The 21,469-nt window shown below is 73.2% G+C and carries 19 protein-coding genes, 1 tRNA gene and 1 pseudogene; 11 read left to right on the top strand and 10 right to left on the bottom strand.

Features of this window, described 5'->3' with window-relative positions:
* The first annotated feature begins 68 nt into the window (after positions 1 to 68).
* The 6 genes from eno to C6N75_RS02780 all read left to right on the top strand — a co-directional run bounded on the left by eno (position 69) and on the right by C6N75_RS02780 (position 6,793).
* Positions 69 to 1,355 carry a phosphopyruvate hydratase gene (gene eno / locus C6N75_RS02805; protein WP_105867236.1) on the top strand — a complete coding sequence of 429 codons (1,287 nt, stop codon included), beginning with the start codon at positions 69 to 71 and terminating at the stop codon, positions 1,353 to 1,355.
* A gap of 241 nt (positions 1,356 to 1,596) precedes the next feature.
* Positions 1,597 to 2,067, top strand: a complete 471-nt coding sequence (locus tag C6N75_RS02800; RefSeq protein ID WP_105867228.1) for an FtsB family cell division protein — start codon at positions 1,597 to 1,599, stop codon at positions 2,065 to 2,067.
* Between the two features lie 52 nt (positions 2,068 to 2,119).
* Positions 2,120 to 2,659, top strand: coding sequence for a DUF501 domain-containing protein (locus C6N75_RS02795; protein ID WP_105867227.1), 540 nt, complete (start codon positions 2,120 to 2,122; stop codon positions 2,657 to 2,659).
* Complete coding sequence (locus C6N75_RS02790) at positions 2,656 to 3,588, top strand: Ppx/GppA phosphatase family protein (protein ID WP_105867226.1); 933 nt, start codon at positions 2,656 to 2,658, stop codon at positions 3,586 to 3,588. The genes C6N75_RS02795 and C6N75_RS02790 overlap by 4 nt, the downstream gene beginning before the upstream one ends.
* A 320-nt stretch (positions 3,589 to 3,908) precedes the next feature.
* A complete protein-coding gene (locus C6N75_RS02785) occupies positions 3,909 to 5,297 on the top strand; it encodes an NAD(P)/FAD-dependent oxidoreductase (RefSeq protein WP_105867225.1) in 1,389 nt (462 codons plus the stop codon).
* Positions 5,298 to 5,500: 203 nt separating this feature from the next.
* Entirely contained in the window at positions 5,501 to 6,793 is a 1,293-nt protein-coding gene (locus tag C6N75_RS02780) for an SAM-dependent methyltransferase (protein WP_105867224.1), read from the top strand.
* Positions 6,794 to 6,858: 65 nt separating this feature from the next.
* Here the strand turns inward: C6N75_RS02780 and C6N75_RS02775 are convergent, their stop codons facing one another.
* Positions 6,859 to 9,390, bottom strand: coding sequence for an ABC transporter permease (locus tag C6N75_RS02775; protein WP_105867223.1), 2,532 nt, complete (start codon positions 9,388 to 9,390; stop codon positions 6,859 to 6,861).
* 149 nt (positions 9,391 to 9,539) lie between these two features.
* On the bottom strand, positions 9,540 to 10,310 hold the full coding sequence (locus tag C6N75_RS02770; RefSeq protein WP_105867222.1) for an ABC transporter ATP-binding protein: 771 nt from the start codon (positions 10,308 to 10,310) through the stop codon (positions 9,540 to 9,542).
* A 441-nt stretch (positions 10,311 to 10,751) separates the two neighbouring features.
* On the opposite strand from C6N75_RS02770, the gene C6N75_RS02765 reads away from it, so the two are divergent.
* Positions 10,752 to 10,837, top strand: a tRNA-Leu gene (locus C6N75_RS02765).
* A gap of 175 nt (positions 10,838 to 11,012) precedes the next feature.
* On the top strand, positions 11,013 to 11,900 hold the full coding sequence (locus C6N75_RS02760) for a Bax inhibitor-1/YccA family protein (RefSeq protein WP_105867221.1): 888 nt from the start codon (positions 11,013 to 11,015) through the stop codon (positions 11,898 to 11,900).
* A 94-nt stretch (positions 11,901 to 11,994) separates the two neighbouring features.
* Here the strand turns inward: C6N75_RS02760 and C6N75_RS02755 are convergent, their stop codons facing one another.
* Entirely contained in the window at positions 11,995 to 12,225 is a 231-nt protein-coding gene (locus tag C6N75_RS02755; RefSeq protein WP_105867220.1) for a DUF4287 domain-containing protein, read from the bottom strand.
* A 99-nt stretch (positions 12,226 to 12,324) separates the two neighbouring features.
* Here C6N75_RS02755 and C6N75_RS02750 point away from each other — a divergent pair, with 99 nt between their 5' ends.
* On the top strand, positions 12,325 to 12,657 hold the full coding sequence (locus C6N75_RS02750) for a hypothetical protein (protein WP_181160302.1): 333 nt from the start codon (positions 12,325 to 12,327) through the stop codon (positions 12,655 to 12,657).
* Between the two features lie 35 nt (positions 12,658 to 12,692).
* On the opposite strand, the gene C6N75_RS02745 is transcribed toward C6N75_RS02750, so the two are convergent.
* The 3 genes from C6N75_RS02745 to C6N75_RS02735 form a co-directional block, all read right to left on the bottom strand.
* Positions 12,693 to 13,583 (bottom strand): hypothetical protein, encoded by an 891-nt coding sequence (locus C6N75_RS02745; RefSeq protein ID WP_181160303.1) that lies wholly within the window; start codon positions 13,581 to 13,583, stop codon positions 12,693 to 12,695.
* Between the two features lie 381 nt (positions 13,584 to 13,964).
* Complete coding sequence (locus C6N75_RS02740) at positions 13,965 to 15,185, bottom strand: acetyl-CoA C-acetyltransferase (protein ID WP_105867218.1); 1,221 nt, start codon at positions 15,183 to 15,185, stop codon at positions 13,965 to 13,967.
* A 201-nt stretch (positions 15,186 to 15,386) separates the two neighbouring features.
* Positions 15,387 to 16,406 (bottom strand): SGNH/GDSL hydrolase family protein, encoded by a 1,020-nt coding sequence (locus C6N75_RS02735; RefSeq protein WP_181160301.1) that lies wholly within the window; start codon positions 16,404 to 16,406, stop codon positions 15,387 to 15,389.
* A gap of 104 nt (positions 16,407 to 16,510) precedes the next feature.
* On the opposite strand from C6N75_RS02735, the gene C6N75_RS02730 reads away from it, so the two are divergent.
* Entirely contained in the window at positions 16,511 to 17,896 is a 1,386-nt protein-coding gene (locus tag C6N75_RS02730; RefSeq protein ID WP_105867216.1) for a cystathionine beta-synthase, read from the top strand.
* A gap of 505 nt (positions 17,897 to 18,401) precedes the next feature.
* Here the strand turns inward: C6N75_RS02730 and C6N75_RS02725 are convergent.
* Positions 18,402 to 18,821, bottom strand: a complete 420-nt coding sequence (locus C6N75_RS02725) for a hypothetical protein (protein ID WP_105867234.1) — start codon at positions 18,819 to 18,821, stop codon at positions 18,402 to 18,404.
* A 159-nt stretch (positions 18,822 to 18,980) separates the two neighbouring features.
* Between C6N75_RS02725 and C6N75_RS02720 the strand changes: the two genes are divergently transcribed.
* Complete coding sequence (locus C6N75_RS02720) at positions 18,981 to 19,823, top strand: MurR/RpiR family transcriptional regulator (protein WP_105867215.1); 843 nt, start codon at positions 18,981 to 18,983, stop codon at positions 19,821 to 19,823.
* A gap of 344 nt (positions 19,824 to 20,167) precedes the next feature.
* On the opposite strand, the gene C6N75_RS02710 is transcribed toward C6N75_RS02720, so the two are convergent.
* The 3 genes and pseudogenes from C6N75_RS02710 to C6N75_RS02700 all read right to left on the bottom strand — a co-directional run.
* Positions 20,168 to 20,542 (bottom strand): hypothetical protein, encoded by a 375-nt coding sequence (locus C6N75_RS02710; protein WP_105867214.1) that lies wholly within the window; start codon positions 20,540 to 20,542, stop codon positions 20,168 to 20,170.
* 5 nt (positions 20,543 to 20,547) lie between these two features.
* Complete coding sequence (locus tag C6N75_RS02705; protein WP_105867213.1) at positions 20,548 to 21,114, bottom strand: roadblock/LC7 domain-containing protein; 567 nt, start codon at positions 21,112 to 21,114, stop codon at positions 20,548 to 20,550.
* 67 nt (positions 21,115 to 21,181) lie between these two features.
* Positions 21,182 to 21,469: pseudogene (locus C6N75_RS02700) on the bottom strand (transcriptional regulator); the annotation flags it as partial.

Raw genomic sequence — 21,469 nt, 5'->3', positions numbered from 1 at the left:
TGCCGCAGGGCCCCACCGGCCCCGCACACCGCGTCACACCTCGCGTCACATCCCAGAAGGAGATGCTCGTGCCGTCCATCGACGTCGTCGTAGCCCGGGAAATCCTGGACTCCCGAGGCAACCCCACGGTCGAGGTCGAGGTCGGCCTCGACAACGGCAGCACCGGCCGTGCCGCCGTCCCCTCCGGTGCGTCCACCGGCGCGTTCGAGGCCCTGGAGCTGCGCGACGGTGACACCGGCCGCTACCTCGGCAAGGGCGTCGAGAAGGCCGTGCTCGCCGTCATCGAGCAGATCGGCCCGGAGCTCGTCGGCTACGACGCCACCGAGCAGCGCCTGATCGACCAGGCGATGTTCGACCTGGACGCCACCCCGGACAAGTCCTCGCTCGGCGCCAACGCCATCCTCGGCGTCTCCCTCGCCGTCGCGCACGCCGCCTCCGAGGCGTCCGACCTGCCGCTGTTCCGCTACCTGGGCGGCCCCAACGCGCACCTGCTGCCGGTGCCGATGATGAACATCCTCAACGGCGGCTCGCACGCGGACTCCAACGTGGACATCCAGGAGTTCATGATCGCGCCCATCGGCGCGGAGTCCTTCTCCGAGGCCCTGCGCTGGGGCGCCGAGGTCTACCACACCCTGAAGAAGGTGCTGAAGGAGAAGGGCCTGGCCACCGGCCTGGGCGACGAGGGCGGCTTCGCGCCGGACCTCGGCTCCAACCGGGAGGCCCTGGACCTCATCCTGGAGGCCGTCAAGAAGGCCGGCTACGAGCCCGGCAAGGACATCGCGCTCGCCCTGGACGTCGCCGCCTCGGAGTTCTACCAGGACGGCTCCTACGAGTTCGAGGGCAAGTCCCGCTCGGCCGCCGAGATGACCGAGTACTACGCCGAGCTGGTCGAGGCCTACCCGCTGGTCTCCATCGAGGACCCGCTGTTCGAGGACGACTGGGCCGGCTGGAAGACCATCACCGAGAAGCTCGGCGCCAAGGTGCAGCTCGTCGGCGACGACCTGTTCGTCACCAACCCCGAGCGCCTGGGCCGCGGCATCGAGGAGGGCATCGCCAACGCCCTGCTGGTCAAGGTCAACCAGATCGGCTCGCTGACCGAGACCCTGGACGCCGTCGAGATGGCCCAGCGCAACGGCTTCAAGTGCATGATGTCCCACCGCTCCGGCGAGACCGAGGACGTCACCATCGCCGACCTGGCCGTCGCCACCAACTGCGGCCAGATCAAGACCGGCGCCCCGGCCCGCTCCGAGCGCGTCGCCAAGTACAACCAGCTCCTGCGCATCGAGGAGATCCTCGACGACGCCGCGGTCTACGCCGGCCGCTCGGCGTTCCCGCGCTTCCGCTTCGCGGAGTAGTGACGAGCACCGTCGCTTCGCGCAGCAGTGACGAGCACCGTCGCCTCGCGGACCAGCACGCACGGTCGCCACGAGGGCTGACGCCCTGAGCGGGCGGTCCGGCTGACGCCCGCTCAGGGCGGCGCACGCCGCCTCCTTCCGCACGTCCCCGGCCCCGGTCCCGTACCGTGTCCGGGGACTGCGTACGTTGCGTGACGTGCCGGGCGGACGCCGCCCGGCGGGGCGAGGGGAGGCGCGAGGGATGGCCCGGGACCGGTTCTCGACCGCGACCAGGCTGCGGCTGCTCGGTGAGCAGACCGCCGCCCGCGTCTACCGCTCGCAGACCCGCCGCCAGGACCGCCGCTCCCGGCTGACCGGCCGGGCCGCCTTCCTGGCGCTGGTGGTCTGCTCGCTGGTGGTGGCGCTCGCCTACCCGATGCGGCAGTACGTCTCCCAGCGCGGCGAGATCGCCGAGCAGCAGCGGCTCGCCGCCGAGGCGGCCGACCGGGTGGAGAAGCTCCGGGACGACAAGGCCCGGCTCCAGGACGACGCATATGTGCGCAGGCTGGCCCGCGAGCACCTGCACTACGTGCTGCCCGGGGAGACCGGCTACACGGTGATCGACCCCGACGCGGTCGCCGAGCGCCAGGGCGACCGGGGCGCGGCCGACCTCCCCTGGTACTCCAACCTCTTCGACGGCGTCGACACCGCCGACCGCTCGCCGGAGCGGTAGCAGCACCCGCAGCACCGCCACACCCCGAAGTACACAGAGAGTCAAGGCAGGCATGGAAACGCCCCCTCCGCCCACCGAACGCACCGAGCCCACCGAGGCGGACATCGCCGCCTTCGAGGCGCAGCTCGGACGCCCCCCGCGCGGCCTGCGGGCCATCGCGCACCGCTGCCCCTGCGGCAACCCGGACGTGGTGGAGACCGCGCCCCGGCTGCCCGACGGCACGCCGTTCCCGACGACGTACTACCTGACCTGCCCGCGCGCCGCCTCCGCCATCGGCACCCTGGAGGCCAACGGGGTGATGAAGGAGATGACCGAGCGGCTGGCGGGCGACCCGGAGCTGGCCGCCGCCTACCGGGCCGCGCACGAGGACTACATCGCCCGCCGCGACGCCATCGAGGTGCTCCAGGGCTTCCCCAGCGCCGGTGGGATGCCGGACCGGGTCAAGTGCCTGCACGTGCTGGTGGGGCACTCGCTGGCGGCCGGCCCCGGGGTGAACCCGCTGGGCGACGAGGCCATCGCGATGCTGCCCGAGTGGTGGGCCAAGGGCCCGTGCGTCGCGCCGGGCGAGGGCTGCCAGGGCGGTGCCGCGTGACCCGGGTCGCCGCCGTGGACTGCGGCACCAACTCCATCCGGCTGCTGGTCGCCGACATCGACCCGGCCACCGGCGAGGCGGTCGACCTGGACCGGCGGATGACCATCGTCCGGCTCGGCCAGGGCGTGGACCGCACCGGCCGGCTCGCTCCCGAGGCGCTGGAGCGCACCTTCGCGGCCTGCCGCCAGTACGCGGCGGTCATAGCGGAGCACGGCGTGGACCAGGTGCGCTTCGCCGCCACCTCCGCCTCCCGGGACGCCGAGAACCGCGACGAGTTCACCGCCGGGGTGCGGGAGATCCTGGGCGTGGAGCCCGAGGTGATCAGCGGCGACCAGGAGGCGGAGTTCTCCTTCGCCGGGGCCACCCGGGAGCTGCCCGGCTCCGACGAGTACCTGGTGGTGGACATCGGCGGCGGCTCGACGGAGTTCGTCGTCGGCCGGGAGCGGGTGCGCGCCGCCCGCTCGGTGGACGTCGGCTGCGTACGGCTGACCGAGCGGCACGTCAGCGGCCAGACGCCCACCGAGGCGGAGGTGGCCGCGATCCGCGCCGACGTCGCCGCCGCACTGGATCTGGCGGAGCGGACGGTGCCGCTGCGGGAGGCGGACGTGCTGGTCGGGCTGGCCGGGTCGGTGACCACGGTCGCCGGCATCGCGCTGGAGCTGCCCGCCTACGACTCGGCGGCCATCCACCGCTCGCGGATCAGCCGCGCGCAGGTGGACGCGGTCACCGCCCGGCTGCTGGCCGCCACGCACGACGAGCGGGCCGCGATCCCGGTGATGCACCCGGGCCGGGTGGACGTCATCACCGCCGGCGCGCTGGTCCTCCAGGCCGTCATGGAGCGGGTCGGAGCGGCCGAGGTGGTGGTCTCCGAGCACGACATCCTGGATGGGATCGCCCACTCGCTGGCAGCCCGGCCGGAAAGTTCGTGAAGTTCTTCACAAGGATTTGGGCCCCGATGGGGGTCCGAGGGGCCGTCCGGGCCCTTCGGGCCTTCCGTCGGGGCCCTTTCGCAGGCACGCGACCCCGGTCCGGCTGTGTTTCGCAGGCGTGAACGGGGGTGGTGGTTCAGCGTTACGGGGCGCTCGCTTCCGCAGTTCACGAGGGGTGAGCAACGTCCCGATCGGGATCGCGGTTCCCTCCCGGGACCATGACCTGGGTCACGCGAGCCGCGCAGTGTAGCAGAGGTACCCGAGAAGCTTGTGAAGGGGCGCACGAGCAGGGGGTGTGGGGCGGGTGGATACTCGATGGCATGAGCACCACGGAGCGTCCCAGGATCCTCGTAGTAGGCGGAGGGTACGTAGGCCTGTACGCAGCTCGCCGCATTCTGAAGAAGATGCGCTACGGCGAGGCGACCGTCACGGTCGTCGACCCCCGCTCGTACATGACGTACCAGCCCTTCCTCCCCGAAGCCGCCGCCGGCAGCATCTCGCCCCGGCACGTCGTCGTCCCGCTGCGACGCGTGCTGCCCAAGGCCGAGGTCCTCACCGGCCGCGTCACCACCATCGACCAGGACCGCAAGGTCGCCACCGTCTCCCCGCTGGTCGGCGAGGCGTACGAGCTGCCCTTCGACTACCTGGTGATCGCGCTCGGCGCGGTCTCCCGCACCTTCCCGATCCCCGGCCTCGCCGAGCAGGGCATCGGCATGAAGGGCATCGAGGAGGCCATCGGCCTGCGCAACCACGTCCTCGAGCAGCTCGACAAGGCCGACTCCACCACCGACGAGGAGGTCCGCCGCCGGGCGCTGACCTTCGTCTTCGTCGGCGGCGGCTTCGCCGGCGCGGAGACCATCGGTGAGGTCGAGGACCTGGCCCGCGACGCGGCCAAGTACTACAAGAACGTCAAGCGCGAGGACATGCGGTTCGTCCTCGTCGACGCCGCCGACAAGATCCTCCCCGAGGTCGGCCCCAAGCTCGGCCAGTACGGCAAGGAGCACCTGGAGGGCCGAGGCGTCGAGGTCTACCTCAACACCTCCATGGACTCCTGCGTCGACGGCCACGTGGTGCTGAAGAACGGCCTGGAGGTCGACTCCAACACCATCGTGTGGACCGCCGGCGTCAAGCCCAACCCGGCGCTGGCCCGCTACGGCCTGCCGCTCGGCCCGCGCGGCCACGTGGACTGCGCCCCCACCCTCCAGGTGCAGGGCACCGACTACATCTGGGCCGCCGGCGACAACGCGCAGGTCCCGGACCTGGTCGGCCGCAAGGCCGGCAACCCCAACGCCTGGTGCCCGCCCAACGCCCAGCACGCGCTGCGCCAGGCCCGGGTCCTCGGCGACAACGTCATCTCCGGCATGCGGGGCTTCCCGCAGAGCGAGTACAGCCACGCCAACAAGGGCGCGGTCGCCGGTCTGGGCGTCCACAAGGGCGTCGCCATGATCGTCATGGGCAAGGTGAAGATCAAGCTCAAGGGCCGGCTCGCCTGGTACATGCACCGCGGCTACCACGGCATGGCCATGCCGACCTGGAACCGCAAGATCCGGGTCTTCGCCGACTGGACGCTGGGCATGTTCCTCAAGCGCGAGGTCGTCTCGCTCGGCGCCATCGAGACGCCGCGCGAGGAGTTCTACGAGGCCGCCAAGCCCGCCCCGGCCGCCGCGCCGTCCACGGTGCCCGCGCCGCAGAAGGCCAAGGCCTCCTGACCCGCTGAACCCCTCGAAGGGGCCGCCCGCCATCCGTGGTGCGGGCGGCCCCTTCGGCGTGTCCGGGCCCATCCGCCGTACTCCGGCGGGTTTTTGCCGCCGCATGGCCCGTTCCGGGACTGCGCGGACGCGCCCGTGGTGTTCTCGTGGTGTCGAGCACGTCGCAAACGCTCCACCGCATCGTCATCACGGAGGTGTGCACCATGGCCGACGCCGCGCCCCGGCTGACCGCTCTCGCCGAAGACCTGCTGGGCGTACCGCTGCCGGTCCGGATCCGGGCCTGGGACGGCAGCGAGGCGGGACCGCCCGGCGCGCCGGTGCTGGTCGTGCGCCACCGCAGGGCGCTGCGCCGGCTGCTGTGGAAGCCCGGCGAGATCGGCCTGGCCCGCGCCTGGGTGGCCGGCGAACTGGACGCCGACGGCGACCTGTACGGGCTGCTGGAGCGGATCGCCGGGCTGCTGTGGGAGCGCGAGGCCGGCGACGGCCGGCGGGGGCGCCCGCTGCGCGACCCCGGGCTGCGGGCCGCCGCCCGGGAACTGCTCCGCCTCGGCGGGGCGCTGCCGCCGCCCCCGCCGCCGGCCGAGGAGATGCGCCGCCGCACCGGGGCCAGCCACTCCAGACGCCGCGACCGGCAGGCCGTCAGCCACCACTACGACGTGGGCAACGACTTCTACGAGCTGGTCCTCGGCCCGTCCATGGTCTACTCCTGCGCCTACTTCACCGAGGGCGCCACCCTGGAGCGGGCGCAGACCGACAAGCTGGACCTGGTCGCCCGCAAGCTGGCCCTGAAGGAGGGCGACAGGCTGCTGGACGTCGGCTGCGGCTGGGGCTCGATGGCCCTGCACGCCGCCCGCGCCCACGGCGCCGTCGTCGTCGGCGTCACCCTCTCCGCCGAACAGGCCGCCTACGCCCGCAAGCGGGTCGCCGAGGAGGGCCTGGCCGACCGGATCGAGATCCGCGTCCAGGACTACCGGGACGTCCGCGACGGCCCGTACGACGCGATCTCGTCCATCGGCATGGCCGAACACGTCGGCGCGGACCGTTACCAGGAGTACGCCGACGACCTGTACGCCCTGCTGCGGCCCGGCGGGCGGCTGCTCAACCACCAGATCGCCCGCCGCCCCGAACGGGACGAATCGGCGTACCGCATCGACCCGTTCATCGACGCCTACGTCTTCCCCGACGGCGAACTGGCCCCGCTCGGCCGCACCACCGCCGCCCTGGAGCGGGCCGGCCTGGAGGTCCGCGACGTCCAGGCGCTGCGCGAGCACTACGCCCTGACGCTGCGCCACTGGGTGGCCGCGCTGGAGGCGAACTGGGCCGAGGCGGTCCGGCTGACCTCCCCGGGCCGCGCCCGCGTCTGGCGGCTCTACATGGCCGCCTCCGCGCTCTCCTTCGAACGCGGCGGCATCGGCGTCAACCAGATCCTCGCCGTGCGCCCGGACGCCGGGGGCCGGTCGGGGCTGCCGCTGCGCACCAGGAGCTGGAGCGGCTGAGACGCCGCAGGGCCGGACGCCCGTCTCCGGGGGCCCGGCCCTGCCGCTCGTGTCCTGCCGTCCGGCTACTCGGTCTTGATGGCGTTGAGCATGTTCAGCCGCGCGGCGCTGCGCGCGGGCCACAGGGCGGCCAGCACGCCCACCAGGCCGGCCAGCAGCAGGAAGATCCCGATCCGGCCCCAGGGCAGCACCAGCGCGTAGCCCGGCAGGCCGTTCTTCAGGCTCTCGCCGATCGCCCAGCCGAGGAAGACGCCCAGCACGATGCCGACGAGCGCGCCGAACAGCGAGATCACCACGGCTTCCAGCCGCACCATCCGCTTCACCCGGCGGCGGTCCAGGCCGATCGCCCGCAGCATGCCGATCTCCTGCTGCCGCTCGAACACCGACATCGCCAGGGTGTTGACCACCCCGAGGACGGCGATCAGCAGGGCCATCGCCAGCAGCGCGTAGACGATGTTCAGGATCATGTTGATCATGCCGCCGAACTGGTCGCGGATGTCCTGGCGGTCCATCACGCTGATCGCCGGGTTCTCGCCCAGGGCGCTGACCAGCGCCTTCTCGTTGGCCGCGGTCTGGCCGCCGTCCATGGCGACGAAGATCTGCCGGATGTCCGGCTTCTTCTCGTGCGCCGCGGCGACCTCCGTGCTCATCACCACCGGGGAGAGGAACTCGCTGTCCTGGAAGACCGCGCCGACCTCCAGCTCGCCCTTCTTCTCGTCGTCGAAGACGGCCGGCAGGGTGTCGCCGACCTTCCAGCCGTGCTTCTTCGCGGAGCTCTCGGCGATGGCGATCCGCCCGTCGGCGAGCGAGCCCGCGTCACCGGTGACCGTCTTGACGGTGAGCACCTTCTCCACGTCGCCGGGGGTGACCGCGGAGGCGGAGGCGAAGTCGCCGTCGAGCTGGAGGTAGGCGCTCTGCTGCGGGGAGACCGCGCCGACGCCGGGGGCCTTCTCCAGCGCGGCGAGCGCGGAGGCGTCCAGCGGGCCGCCGCTGGCCATGGAGACCATGTAGTCGGCCTTGATGTTGTCGGTGGTCATCTTGTCCACCGACTGCCCCACGGTCACGCCGATCACCGACAGGCCGGTGACCAGGGTCAGCCCGATGGCCAGTGCGGAGGCGGTGGCGCCGGTGCGGCGCGGGTTGCGGACCGCGTTCTGGCCGGCCAGCTTGCCGGCCACCCCGAACACCGACACCAGCAGCGGCCGGGCCAGCGCCACGACCGGGCGGGAGAGCTGCGGGATGAGGATGATGACGCCGATCAGGGCGACGAAGGCGCCCAGCGCGATCAGGTAGCGGCCGGCCTCGTTCGCCATGGCCGCGCCGCCCAGGACGGCGGCCGCGCCGGCCGCGGTGAACAGGCTGCCGATGATGTTGCGGACCACCAGGGACTTGGCGGTGGGCGCCGCGTGGACGCTGTTCATCGCCGCCACCGGCGGGATCTTCGCGGCCCGGCGGCCGGGCAGCCAGGCGGCCAGCATGGTGATCAGCACGCCGACGCCGAGCGCGGAGAGCACCGGGGTCGCGGTGACCACCAGCGGCCCGCCGGGCACCTTCATGCCGAACGCCGACATCCCGGAGCGCAGTCCGACCGCCAGCAGCACGCCGAGCCCGAGCCCGACCGCGGCGGCGACCAGGCCGACCAGGCCGGCCTCGGCCAGCACCGAGCGGGTGACCTGCCGGCGCGAGGCGCCGACCGCGCGCATCAGGGCGATCTCCTTGGTGCGCTGGGCGACCAGCATGGTGAAGGTGTTGGCGATCAGGAAGACGCCGACGAACAGCGCGATCCCGGCGAAGGCCAGCAGCACCTGGTTCAGGCCGTTCATCCCCTCCTCGATGTCCTTGGCCTGCTCGTCGGCGAGGGCGGCGCCGGTGCGGGCCACCGCGTTGTCGGGGAGCAGCGGCAGCACCCGGTCGAGCAGCTTGTCGGCGTCGGCGCCGGGCGCGGCGGTGACGTTGACGTCCTGGTAGTGGCCGGGGGCGGCGTAGAGCTTCTGGGCGACCGGGGTGTCGAAGAGCACCAGGCTGCCGCCGGCGCTGACCCCGCCGTCGTCGGTGGTGAAGATCCCGCTGAGGGTGTACTCCTTCACCGGCCCGTTGGTGGCCACCCGGACCGGGTCGCCGACCTGGTACTTCCCCTTGGCCGCGGTGTCGCGGTCCAGGGCGACCTGGCCGGCGGCGGTCGGTCCGGCGCCCTGGGCGAAGGCGTACGCCGGGTCCTCGCCGTCCTTCCCGGGCGCGAAGTTGGCGCCCTTGTTGGACCAGCCGACGCCGATCAGCTTGCCGTCGGGGTCGGCGACGCCGGCGAAGCCGTTCACCCGGGCGGTGACCGACTCCACCCCGTCGAGGGCGGCGATCTTGTCGACGGTCTGCTGGGAGACGCCCGGGTCGCCCTTGGCGTCGGAGGGGTCGGCGTAGGAGGAGACGGCGACGGCGACGCCGTCGTAGCTCTTGGCGGACTGGTTGCGGAAGGCCGCGGAGAGCGTGTCGGTGAAGACGAGGGTGCCGGAGACGAAGGCGACGCCGAGCATCACGGCGAGCACGGTCATCAGCAGCCTGGCCTTGTGCGCGAGCACGTTGCGCAGGGCGGTACGGAGCATGAGGTGGGGTCCTGGTGGGTTCAGGGGTGAGATCAGGAGAGGACGGGGCCCGCGCCGGCGGCGGCGCCGCCGGGGGCCTCGCGCCTTAGGCGGCGGCGCCGCCGGGGGCCGTGCGGCCGTGCGGCCGGGGGCGGCCGGGAGGCCGGGGCTCAGCTCGTGCGGCCCTTGGCGTCGAACTCCTTCATGCGGTCCAGCACGCCGTCCGCGGTCGGCCGCAGCATCTCGTCGACGATCCGGCCGTCGGCGAGGAAGACCACGCGGTCCGCGTAGGAGGCGGCCGCCGGGTCGTGGGTGACCATCACGACGGTCTGGCCCAGCTCGCGCACCGAGTTGCGCAGGAAGCCCAGCACCTCCGCGCCGGAGCGGGAGTCGAGGTTTCCGGTCGGCTCGTCGCCGAAGATGATCTCGGGCTGGGAGGCGAGGGCGCGGGCGACCGCGACGCGCTGCTGCTGGCCGCCGGAGAGCTGCGCGGGCCGGTGGCCGAGCCGCCCGGACAGGCCGACCATGTCGATGACCTTGCGCACCCACTCCTGGTCCGGCTTGCGGCCCGCGATGTCCATCGGGAGGGTGATGTTCTCCATCGCGGTCAGCGTCGGCAGCAGGTTGAACGCCTGGAAGATGAAGCCGATCTTGTCCCGGCGCAACTGGGTGAGCTGCTTGTCCTTCAGGGAGCCCAGCTCGGTCTCGCCGATGCGCACCGAGCCGCCGGAGAAGGTGTCCAGGCCGGCCACGCAGTGCATCAGGGTGGACTTGCCGGAGCCGGAGGGGCCCATGATCGCGGTGAACTCGCCCTGCCGGAAGTCGACCGTGACCCGGTCCAGCGCGACCACCTGGGTCTCGCCCTGTCCGTAGACCTTGGACAGATCCGTGGCGCGGGCGGCCACCGCGGTGGCGCGGTAGGCGGTGGAGGTGGTGGTCACGAGGGGGGCTCCCGTCGGGTTCGCGGTGCTGCTGCCCGCGGTGCTGGTCGAGGACCCTTCCATCCTCGGCCCCGACCGGGCCCCGGCACGTCCCTCCGGGTGCCCGTTCCGGGGGAGCCTTCAGTCGGACCGCGCGGGCGGCCCGTCCTCCTGAGGTATGACGCCGACCCCGAGGCGGGGAGGACCCGGAGCGGGCCGGCCGCCGGGCGTCCCGGGACGGCGGCCGCGCGTTGTCATGGAGGGGTCACACCGGGCGACGACTTTCCGTCAATCCTTTGCGCGGCCCTTTGCGGGCGCGAGCGCCGAAAGCGGCGGGCACCCGGCCCCCACCTGGACTGACGCACCCTCAGACGCCAATAGAATAAGACAATATCGGGCCACCGTTCCGCTGATCGGGGAAGGCGCCCGGATAGGCTCATGAGCCGGCGTGCACCGCGCGCAGCCCGGATGGTGGAACGCAGACACGGCGAGCTTAAACCTCGCTGGCCCCTCGTCGGGCCGTGCCGGTTCGAGTCCGGCTCCGGGCACTTCGACTCGAACGCCTGTTCCTGTCGGGCCCCGTGCGGCGGGGGCGCGGACCGCCGCGGCACCGGCGACCGGGGCCGATCACCGGGAAAGATCCTCCCCGGGCACTAGGGTGTTTCTTTTGCTTGCCCATTACTCTTGTCCCAAGGCCGCGCACGGCGGCCATGGAGGAGTGAGATGAGGAGCAGCAACCCGGTCTTCTCGCGACGGGGGTTCAGCCGCGACAACGGCTACGCGGGCTTCGACGCGCACGCGCAGCAGACGCAGGCCGGGGGCCCCGCCGCTGGAGCCAACCCGTACGCGACCAACCCGTACGCGGCCAACCCCTACGCCGCGCAGGGCGCCGAGCTCGGCGCGCCGGCCCAGGCCCCGCAGCGCTCCGGTGCGATGACCATCGACGACGTGGTGAGCCGCACGGCCATCACGCTCGGCACGGTCTTCCTCACCGCCGCGCTCTCCTGGTTCCTGCTGCCGGTCGACCCGGCCAACATCAACACGTCGTACGGCATCGGTATCGGCGCCGCCCTGGTGGCCTTCGTCTTCGCGATGATCCAGGCCTTCAAGAGCAAGGCCTCGCCCGCGCTGATCCTGCTGTACGCGGCGTTCGAGGGCGTCTTCCTGGGCGTCATCTCCAGCGCCGTCTCGACGTACGTCACGGCCGGCGCCGTGCCGCAGGCGGTCCTCGGCACCATGGCGGTCTTCGCCGGCGTGCTGATCGCCTACAAGCGGCGCTGGATCCGCGTGAACCGCCGCTTCGTCGGCTTCGTCATGGCCGCCGCCATGGGCTTCATGCTCCTGATGGTGGTCAACCTGCTGTTCGCCCTGATCGGCGGCGGCGACGGCCTCGGCTTCCGCAGCGGCGGCCTGGGCATCCTGTTCGGCGTCATCGGCATCGTGCTCGGCGCCTGCTTCCTCGCCCTGGACTTCAAGCAGGTCGAGGACGGCGTCACCTACGGCGCTCCGCGCCAGGAGGCATGGCTGGCCGCCTTCGGCCTGACCATGACCCTGGTCTGGATCTACCTGGAGTTCCTGCGGCTGATCTCGATCCTCCAGGGCGACGACTGACGTCGGCTCCCTCACGGAGCGAGGGGCCCGTCCGGCATCTGCCGGGCGGGCCCCTCGCCGTGTCACGGGTGACTCGCGGTGGTGGACGGTGGTTCTAGAGCAGCTTCCGTGCGGCGCGCCGCAGGTCGTACTCGTGGATGATCGCCTTGGCGTGCCCGTAGGAGAGGTCGTGCTCGCCGCGGAGCCAGCTCACCTTCTCCTCGAAGCGGACGAGAGAGGGGCCTTCCTCCACGGCGCGAAGCCAGTCGGACACCGGTCGGCCGGTGCAGTCGGGGATGCGGGAGAGCAGGTTTCGGTGGGTCTCTTCGGAGAAGACGTGCGACATCGGCGCCTCCGGACGCGTCCAGCGTGTGCTCGTTCAGGTCACCGTGCCTGAGCGTTCGCCCGTTGGCAACAGTCCCGTGGGGGCGCGTAGGGTCGCGGAGTGCTTGATGTGAGTGAACTGACCGCCGCCGTGGAGCGGTTCGCCGACCGCCTGCGGGCGGCCCCGCAGAGTCGGCTCCAGCGCGGTGCGGCGGCCGGCGCACTGGCCCTGGCCAGGGACTTGTCGGCGCGGGCCCAGCGGATCGAGGCGCCCGGCGCGCAGCCGGCGGTCATGCCGGATGCCGGGGTGTTCGCCGTCGCCGACCAGCTCGTGGTCGCCTGCAACGATCTCGCGGAGGTTCTGCGAACGGCCCCGGCCGCGGCCTCGCCGGACCGGGTGCGCGACGAGGCGCTGGCGGCGGTGCGGCGTACGGCGGCGGAAGCGGGGCTCTGAGGCGGCACCCGGCGGCTGGGGGGCTTCGCAAGCCCTCAGAGCGAGGCGATGACCCGGTCGGCCAGGATGTAGACGTTGTCCGCGCCGGAGCCGCAGGAGAACGTCAGGGCGTACGCCCCGGAGACCCCGGAGCCGCCGAGCAGCACCGGCTCCCGGCCGTCCCGCAGCGCGTCGGCGAGGCGCTCGGCGGTCTCCCGGTGGCCGGGGGTCATGCAGAGCGTGGTGCCGTCCGCGAAGACGTACACGTCCAGCGTGCCGAGCGGCCCCGGGCGTACGTCGGTGAGCGCCGTGCCGGTCTCGGCCAGCTCCTCCAGGCGGGCCACGGTCCGCTCGTGGTCGGTGACCACGGGGGTGCGGGCCGGGTGGAAGTCCGGGTGCGAGGGGTGGCGGCGGCGGGCGGCGGCCAGCTCGGGGGAGTCCTCCGCGTGGTCGGCGGCGCCCGGCAGGTCCGGCAGCTCGGCGGCGAAGGCGTCCACGTCCTCCAGGGCCGCGTCCTCCAGACCGTCGGCGTACCGGGCGTACTCGCCGTACTCGGCGCCCAGCTCCAGGCCGATGCCGTCCAGGCCGGCGAAGTCCGCCTGCCGCGGCACGAAGAACGGCGCGCCGTCCTCGGGCAGGCCCAGCGAACCGCCGCCGAGCGAACCCAGCGAGTCCGCCGCGTCCCGGGCCTCCTGCGCGGCCCAGAAGGCCCGCGCCTCGGCCAGCTCGCGCTCGCGCTCCTCGGCCAGGGCCTCGGCGACCGCGGCCCGTATGTCCTCGGCGGCACGCGCGTGCGGCACCGTCGGGACCGGGCCGGTGGTGTTCCGGGCGGCGACGAGCTCCGTGCGCAGCGCCGCCACCTGGCGGCGCAGCCCGTGGACGGCGTGCAGGGCGGCGACGCCCACGGCCGTGGCGGCGGCCGCGGTCAGCAGCAGGGCGAGAGACATGGCGCTCACTGACTTACTCCCGACTTCAATCGATCCCCCGCACTTCCTACATCAGCTTCTCGTGCGCCCGCGCCCCCTGTCAGTGCATTACGTCACGAATCGGACAGGTCTTTTGCCTGGTGTCGAGCCGCGATCGAGACGATGACCTGCGGAGACGAGTAGTTGGGGGAGGTAGGTCACATCCTGGGGGAGATTCGGTCACGGCTCAGACGCGGGGGTTTACGCCGTGACGCAACGGTATCCGCCGCACACCGAGCGGGACGGTGCTTTCCCGAAACCGGGCAATTGGGGAGACGCCGCCGCGGGGAGCCGTCGCCGGGCAGACGCGAGGGGCCCGGCCGAAGCCGGGCCCCTCGCCAGGGCCTCACCAGGGAGTCGGTGTCAGCTCAGCCGCTCGATGACCATGGCCATGCCCTGGCCGCCGCCGACGCACATGGTCTCCAGCCCGAACTGCTTGTCGTGGAACTGGAGGCTGTTGATCAGGGTGGTGGTGATCCGGGCGCCGGTCATGCCGAAGGGGTGGCCGACGGCGATCGCGCCGCCGTTGACGTTCAGCTTGTCCAGCGGGATGTCCAGGTCCCGGTAGGACGGGATGACCTGTGCGGCGAACGCCTCGTTGATCTCGACCAGGTCGATGTCGCCGATGGTCAGCCCGGCCCGGCGCAGCGCCTGCTTGCTGGCCTCGACCGGGCCGTAGCCCATGATCTCGGGGGAGAGGCCGGAGACGCCGGTGGAGACGATCCGGGCCAGCGGGGTCAGGCCCAGCTCGCGCGCCTTGGTGTCGGACATGATGACCAGCGCGGCGGCGCCGTCGTTGAGCGGGCAGCAGTTGGCCGCGGTGACCAGGCCGTCGGGGCGGAAGACGGGCTTCAGGCCCTGGACGCCCTCCAGCGTGACGCCGGCGCGCGGGCCGTCGTCCTTGGCGACGACGGTGCCGTCCGGGGTGGTGACCGGCGTGATCTCCCGCTCCCAGAAGCCGTTCTTGATGGCCTCCTCGGCGAGGTTCTGCGACCGTACGCCGAACTCGTCCATGTCCTCGCGGGTGACGCCCTTGAGCCGGGCCAGGTTCTCCGCGGTCTGGCCCATCGCGATGTACGCGTCGGGGAGCAGGCCGTCCTCGCGGGGGTCGTGCCAGTCCGCGCCCTCCTGCTCGGCGCGGGCCGCGGTGCGGGCCTCGGCCTCGCCGAAGACCGGGTTGTGGGTGTCGGGGAGGCTGTCGGAGTTGCCCTTGGCGAACCGCGACACCGTCTCCACGCCGGCCGAGACGAAGACGTCGCCCTCGCCCGCCTTGATGGCGTGCAGCGCCATCCGGGAGGTCTGGAGCGAGGAGGAGCAGTAGCGGGTGACCGTGCAGCCCGGCAGGTGGTCCATGCCCATCTGCACGGCGATGATCCGGCCCAGGTTGTTGCCCTGCTCGCCGCCGGGCAGGCCGCAGCCGAGCATCAGGTCGTCGATCTCGCGCGGGTCGAGCTCGGGCACCTTGGCGAGCGCGGCCTGGATGATCGTGGCGGCCAGGTCGTCCGGGCGCACGTCCTTCAGGGAGCCCTTGAAGGCCCGGCCGATCGGCGAGCGGGCGGCTGAGACGATCACGGCTTCGGGCATCACGGCTCCATGAGGGCGAGGAGGGCAGGACTGAGAGGGAAGTTACCCGCACGTATCGTCCGGGTCATCCGGACGGGCGTGTGATGCGGGCCGCATTTCCAAGCGCTTGCTCAGTCGGCCCGCGGCTCACCCTCCCGTACCCGGCCGACGGCCCCCGGAACCCCGCCGCCCCGCCCGTGCGGGACGGCAGGGTCCACCCGGTCACGGCCGGGCGTCGTCGTGCAGCGCCTCACGGGCCGGGTCCGCGGCGGGGGCGAGCCGCCGCCGGCGGCGGTGCTTGAGCAGCGCCCAGGGCGCCCGCGCCCCGGTGACCTCGGTGCCCGCCTCGTCGGCCGCCTCGGCCGCGGCCTGCGCCACCGGCAGCATGCCCTCGCGCCGGTCCGGCTCCGGGCGCTCCGGCTCCGGCCACACGCCCAGCGCGGCGCACACCGTCGGCAGCACCGCCATCGCGGCCGTCGCATACCCCTCCGCGGACGGGTGGTAGTTGTCCGCGCCGAACATCTCCCGCGGGTTCGCCGCGAACTCCGGGCCCAGCAGGTCGCCCAGCGACACCGTCCGGCCGCCCTGCTCCACCACCACGATGGTCTGCGCCGCCGCCAACTGCCGGGACACCCGCCGGGCCAGCCAGCGCAGCGGCTGGTAGACCGGCTCGATGGTGCCCAGATCCGGGCAGGTGCCCACCACCACCTCCGCGCCGGCGGTACGCAGGCGGCGCACCGCCGCCGCCAGATGCCGCACCGACTCGGTGGCCGGCATCCGGTGCGTCACGTCGTTCGCCCCGACCATGATCACGCACACGTCCGGGAGGCGCTCCGGCCGGGCCAGCGCCAGCGTGACCTGGCGGTCCAGGTCGTCCGAGCGCGCCCCCGGCAACGCCACGTTGCGCAGCTCCACCGGCCGCTCGCCGACCGCCGCGAGACCTGACGCCAGCAGCGAGCCGGGTGTCTGGCCCACCCGCCGCACGCCCTGGCCGGCCGCCGTGGAATCACCCAGCAGGGCGAGCCGCACCGGCTCCACCGGGAAGGCCGGAGAGCCGTACCCCGACCCGTACAGCCCGTCCGCGCTCGGCGGCACCGGCGCGACACCGCCGCCCACCGTGCGCTTCGCGAGCTGCATCTCGGCCAGCAGGACACCGACCGCGGCGACGCCCAGCAGCCCGATGCCGCCGCCCCCGTACGCCGCGCCCGCCGCGATCCGTCGTGCCACCCTCGCCCTCGACATAGGCGCAGCCACCTCCTCGTGTCCGTACACCAGGTAACTGCCCCGTAACCGTGTCCTACTACGCATACGCTGGGCTGACCATTACGGAGACCCCGGAGACCACGGTGCGATACCACGATTCGATGATCAGCCTCGTCGGCAACACCCCGCTGCTGAGGCTCAACAGCGTCACCAAGGGCCTGCGGGCCACCGTCCTGGCCAAGGTGGAGTACTTCAACCCGGGCGGCTCGGTGAAGGACCGCATCGCCCTGCGGATGATCGAGGCGGCCGAGGAGAGCGGCGCGCTCCAGCCCGGCGGCACCATCGTCGAGCCCACCTCCGGCAACACCGGGGTCGGCCTGGCGATCGTGGCCCAGCAGAAGGGCTACAAGTGCGTCTTCGTCTGCCCGGACAAGGTGTCCACCGACAAGATCAACGTGCTGCGGGCGTACGGCGCCGAGGTCGTGGTCTGCCCCACCGCCGTCGACCCGGAGCACCCGGACTCCTACTACAACGTCTCCGACAGGCTGGTCCGGGAGATCCCCGGGGCGTGGAAGCCGGACCAGTACTCCAACCCGAACAACCCCCGTTCGCACTACGAGACCACCGGCCCCGAGCTGTGGGAGCAGACCGAGGGCAGGATCACCCACTTCGTGGCGGGCGTCGGCACCGGCGGCACCATCAGCGGCACCGGCCGGTATCTGAAGGAGGTCAGCGGCGGGAAGGTGCGCGTCGTCGGCGCCGACCCGGAGGGCTCGGTCTACTCCGGCGGCTCCGGCCGCCCCTACCTGGTCGAGGGCGTCGGCGAGGACTTCTGGCCCACCGCCTACGACCCGAAGGTGACGGACGAGATCGTCGCCGTCTCCGACAAGGACTCCTTCCAGATGACCCGCCGCCTGGCCAAGGAGGAGGGCCTGCTGGTCGGCGGCTCCTGCGGCATGGCCGTCGTCGGCGCCCTGAAGGTCGCCGAGGGCCTCGGCCCGGACGACGTGGTCGTGGTGCTCCTCCCGGACAGCGGCCGCGGCTACCTCTCCAAGATCTTCAACGACGAGTGGATGGCCGACTACGGCTTCCTGGAGGACGCCGGCCACTCCGCCAGCGTCGGTGACGTGCTGCGCGACAAGGAGGGGGCCATCCCCACCCTGGTGCACATGCACCCCGAGGAGACCGTCGGGCAGGCCATCGAGGTGCTGCGCGAGTACGGCGTCTCCCAGATGCCGATCGTCAAGCCGGGCGCCGGCCACCCGGACGTGATGGCCGCCGAGGTCGTCGGCTCGGTCGTCGAGCGCGAACTGCTGGACGCCCTCTTCACCCAGCGCGCCTCCCTCGACGACCCGCTGGACCAGCACATGAGCAAGCCGCTGCCGCAGGTCGGCTCCGGTGAGCCGGTCAGCGACCTGATGGCCGTGCTCGGCACCGCGGACGCCGCGATCGTCCTGGTCGAGGGCAAGCCCACCGGTGTCGTCAGCCGCCAGGACCTCCTCGCCTTCCTGGCCCGCACGGCGAAGTAACCGACCGGGCCGGGCGGGGCGGCCGGTCTGACGGGGCCGGGCGGGGCGGCCGGTCTGACGAGGCCCGGCGGGGCGCCGGTCTGACCGGGCCGGGCGTCCGGCCCCTCCTCCCGTCGCAGGGCGCCCCGCCCACGGCCGGCCGATCCTCCCGTCGTACGGCTCCTGGCGGGGCGCCCAGGAGGCGTCGTCCAAACGGTACGCACCCGTCATGTGGCGGCAGCACCGGCTTAACACGCGGCCGCCATCGTTGGGGATGTCGGCGCGCAGGGCCTCCGGAGCGGCTCCCGGACCCCCTGCCGTGTCGCGGACGCGGAGACCGGCCCTGACCCGGGCCCGTGTCCCTCGCGGGGACCGCCGTCGTCCCGCCCCCCGGTGACGGGGGTGCGGCGGTCCCCGCCATACGTGCCGAGGCATCGGCCGTGGAGGGTCGCCCGCCACCGCGCGGGCGGCCCTTCTGCGTACCCCCTGCCTTCCGCGCGGCCGGCCGGCCCCCTTCCGCCGCCGCTCAGCGCTCCAGGGGCTCGGCCGTCTCGCGGCGGGCGCGGCGGGTCGGTATCCCGCGCAGGGAGTGGGCGACGTTGATGCCGACTATCCCGGCCCAGACGGTCATCAGGCCGCCCAGCCCGGCCGTGCCGGCGCCGATGCCGGAGAGCGGGACGGCCAGCACCAGGGAGACCACGGCGAAGCCGAAGCGCTCCCCGAAGCCGGTCAGCGAGGAGCCGTCGGACCGGCCGCCGCGGGCGGCGCCTATCCGCAGCTCGGCGACCTCCCGGCGGACCCGGCGGTCCACGGTGGCCTCCATCCGCCGGTCGAGCTTCTCCAGGAACGACTCGACCAGCGCCGACTCGTACTCCTGGCCCAGGTCGCGGCGGGCGCTCAGGGCGGCGTCGAGCTCCTTGGCGAGCTCGGGATCACGGGCTTCCATACCCATGACGGTACGCAGCGCGGCCACCCGCGTCAGTGGGGCTAACCCCCCTCTTCGGCCTCCCGCCCACCCCCGGACGGTTGCCGCTCTGCATACGGTCATGCAGAGTCTTCGGTGCATGAATAGACGAGGATGGACGGACGGACGAGGGGGACGGTCATGAGCGACAGCCCGGCCGCGCGGCTGCAGGCGCTCTTCGAGGGGCACCGGCTGACGCCCACCCAGCGGCGCATCGCGCACTGGATGGTGCGGCGGGCCGCCGAGGTGCCCTACCTCTCCAGCGTGGAGATGGCCGAGCTGGCCGGGGTCAGCCAGCCCTCGGTGACCCGCTTCGCGGTCGCACTGGGCTTCGACGGCTACCCGGCGCTCCGCCGCCACCTGCGCGAGGTGGCGCCCGGGGAGCCGGTCGCGGGGGAGGCGGAGACCGGGCTCAACGAGTACCAGCAGGCCGTGCAGGCCGAGATCGAGAACCTGCACCACCTCAGCGGGCTGCTGGCCGACCCCGCCCCGGTCGAGCGGGCCGGGCGGCTGCTGGCCGCCTCCCGACCGCTGCCGGTGCTGGGTCTGCGCGCCGCCTCCTCGCAGGCCCGCGGCTTCGCGTACTTCGCGGCCAAGGTGCACCCCGACGTCCGGCTGCTCGACGAGGGCGGCACCATGCTCACCGACCGGATCGACGCGGCGGTGCGGGCCGGTGCGGGCGCGCTGATCTGCTTCGCGCTGCCCCGCCACCCGCGCGAGGTGGTCGACGCGCTGGCATACGCGCGGGAGGCCGGGCTGACCGTGGTGACGGTGGCCGACTCGGCGTTCGCCCCGGTCGCCCGCCACAGCGATCTGCTGATTCCGGCGGCCGTCGGCACCGGGCTCGCCTTCGACACGGCGTGCGCGCCGATGCTGCTGGGGCGGGTGCTGCTGGAGGCGATGTGCGACGCCCTGCCGGACGCGCAGGCCCGGCTGGAGGATTTCGACGCGGCCGCCGCGGCCCGCAGCCTGTTCGCCGAGTAGGCCGCAGGCGCCGCACCGGCCCCGCGGGAGCGGCCCCGGCTGCCTAAGTGCGGCACCCCCTCCCGGACCGGCATCGCCCCCTTCGGAGCAGCATCCCCCCAGAGTGGTACCAGCGGCCCCGGCTGCCCGGGAGCGGCCCCGGCTGCCCGGAGCGGCACCGAGCCCCCCGAGCGCCGCACCCTCCCCCAGAGCGGCACCGACCGTCCGGGAGCGGCACCGGCCCCACGGAGCGGCCCGCGGCCCGCGGCCGGTTCGCCGAGTAGGCCGCGGGAGCAGCGGGAGCAGCGGGAGCAGCGGGAGCCGCAGGGCCGCCCGGCAGCCACTCGGGCGGTGGGAGCGTCCGCTCAGACCTCCAGCTCGTTCTCGATCTTGCGGAGCTGGTGGCGGGCCATCGCCAGGTTGGCCCGTTCCTTGTCGAGCGCCAGATAGAGGAACAGGCCGTTGGAGCCGCGGCCCCTCATCAGCCGGATCAGGTGGTACTGGCTGCCCAGCGTGATCAGGATGTCCTCGATCTCCTCGTTCAGGCCGAGCATCTCCATGGTGCGCACCTTTGCGCGGACCACGTCGGTGTTGCCGGCCGCGGCGACGTTCAGGTCCAGCTCCTTGCCGCCGCCGACGGTGCCCAGGGCCATGCCGCTGGTGTAGTCGACGAGGGCCGCGCCGATGGCGCCGTCGATGATGGTGGTGGCTTCCTTGAGGGCGGTCTCGGTGTTGGCCATGGGGCTCACGCTTCCTTCGGGTGATGGGTCGGAACGGGCGGTACGGCGGGCGCCGCCGCCGGTCGTACGGGCAGGGGCACCGACCGGACGGGGCCGACGGACACGGCCCGGGCGGCGGGCGCGGGCGCGGTCACGGGAGTCTGCGCGGCGGCGCGGGGTTCGGTGCGGCGCTGCGGTTTCGGCTCGGGCCGGCGTTCCAGGGCCTCGTCGACCAGGGCGCCGATCCGGGCGCTGGAGCGCCGGGCCTCCAGGTGGAGCCGGCCCACGTTGATCCGGGGCTCGGCGAGCAGCGTGAGGACGGCCGAGCCGCCCGCCGCGTAGGTGGCTACGTAGCCGTGCTCGCCCTGCACCAGCAGCTCGCGGAAGCCGCCCTGTCCGGTGGCGTCGGTCAGCCGCTGGGCGACGCCGAGTGCCGTCGCGGTGAGCGCGGCCACGTGCTCGGCGCCGTCGGCGTCGGCCGCGTCCCGGGCCAGGACCAGCCCGTCGGCGCTGGCCGCGAGGGCCCCGGTGAGCTGCGGGACTCGGGCCCGCAGCCTTCTCAGTTCGCCGAGCACCTCGGCTTCGGCCGTCATGAGTTGTCTCCTCTCGGCGCGCTGTCGCAGGGCGCGCCTCATGAGCGCGTAGGGCGCGGACGGGTGGTCACAGGTGTGCCTCCAGTGCGTCACGGAGCCGGCGGAGCAGTGCGATGTCCGGGTCGGCTGCGATGTCGGCGACCCACCCGGGGACGGTCGGGGGTGCGGTCGGCGCCGGTTCACGGGGCGTGGCGACGAGTCCGGCGGCGGCCAGCCGCCGGATGTCGAGCAGGGTGTGGAAGGCGGGCCGGCCCAGATCGCGGGCGAGCTGCGCGGGGGTGCGCCGGCCGTCGGCTCGGGCCAGCAGGGCGCGCTGGCGGGCGGTCACCGTCTGGCCGGGGGCGGGCGTGCGGGG

Source organism: Streptomyces solincola, assembly GCF_002982015.1.
GTDB lineage: Bacteria > Actinomycetota > Actinomycetes > Streptomycetales > Streptomycetaceae > Streptomyces > Streptomyces solincola.
This window is presented reverse-complemented; position numbering and strand designations above follow the sequence as displayed.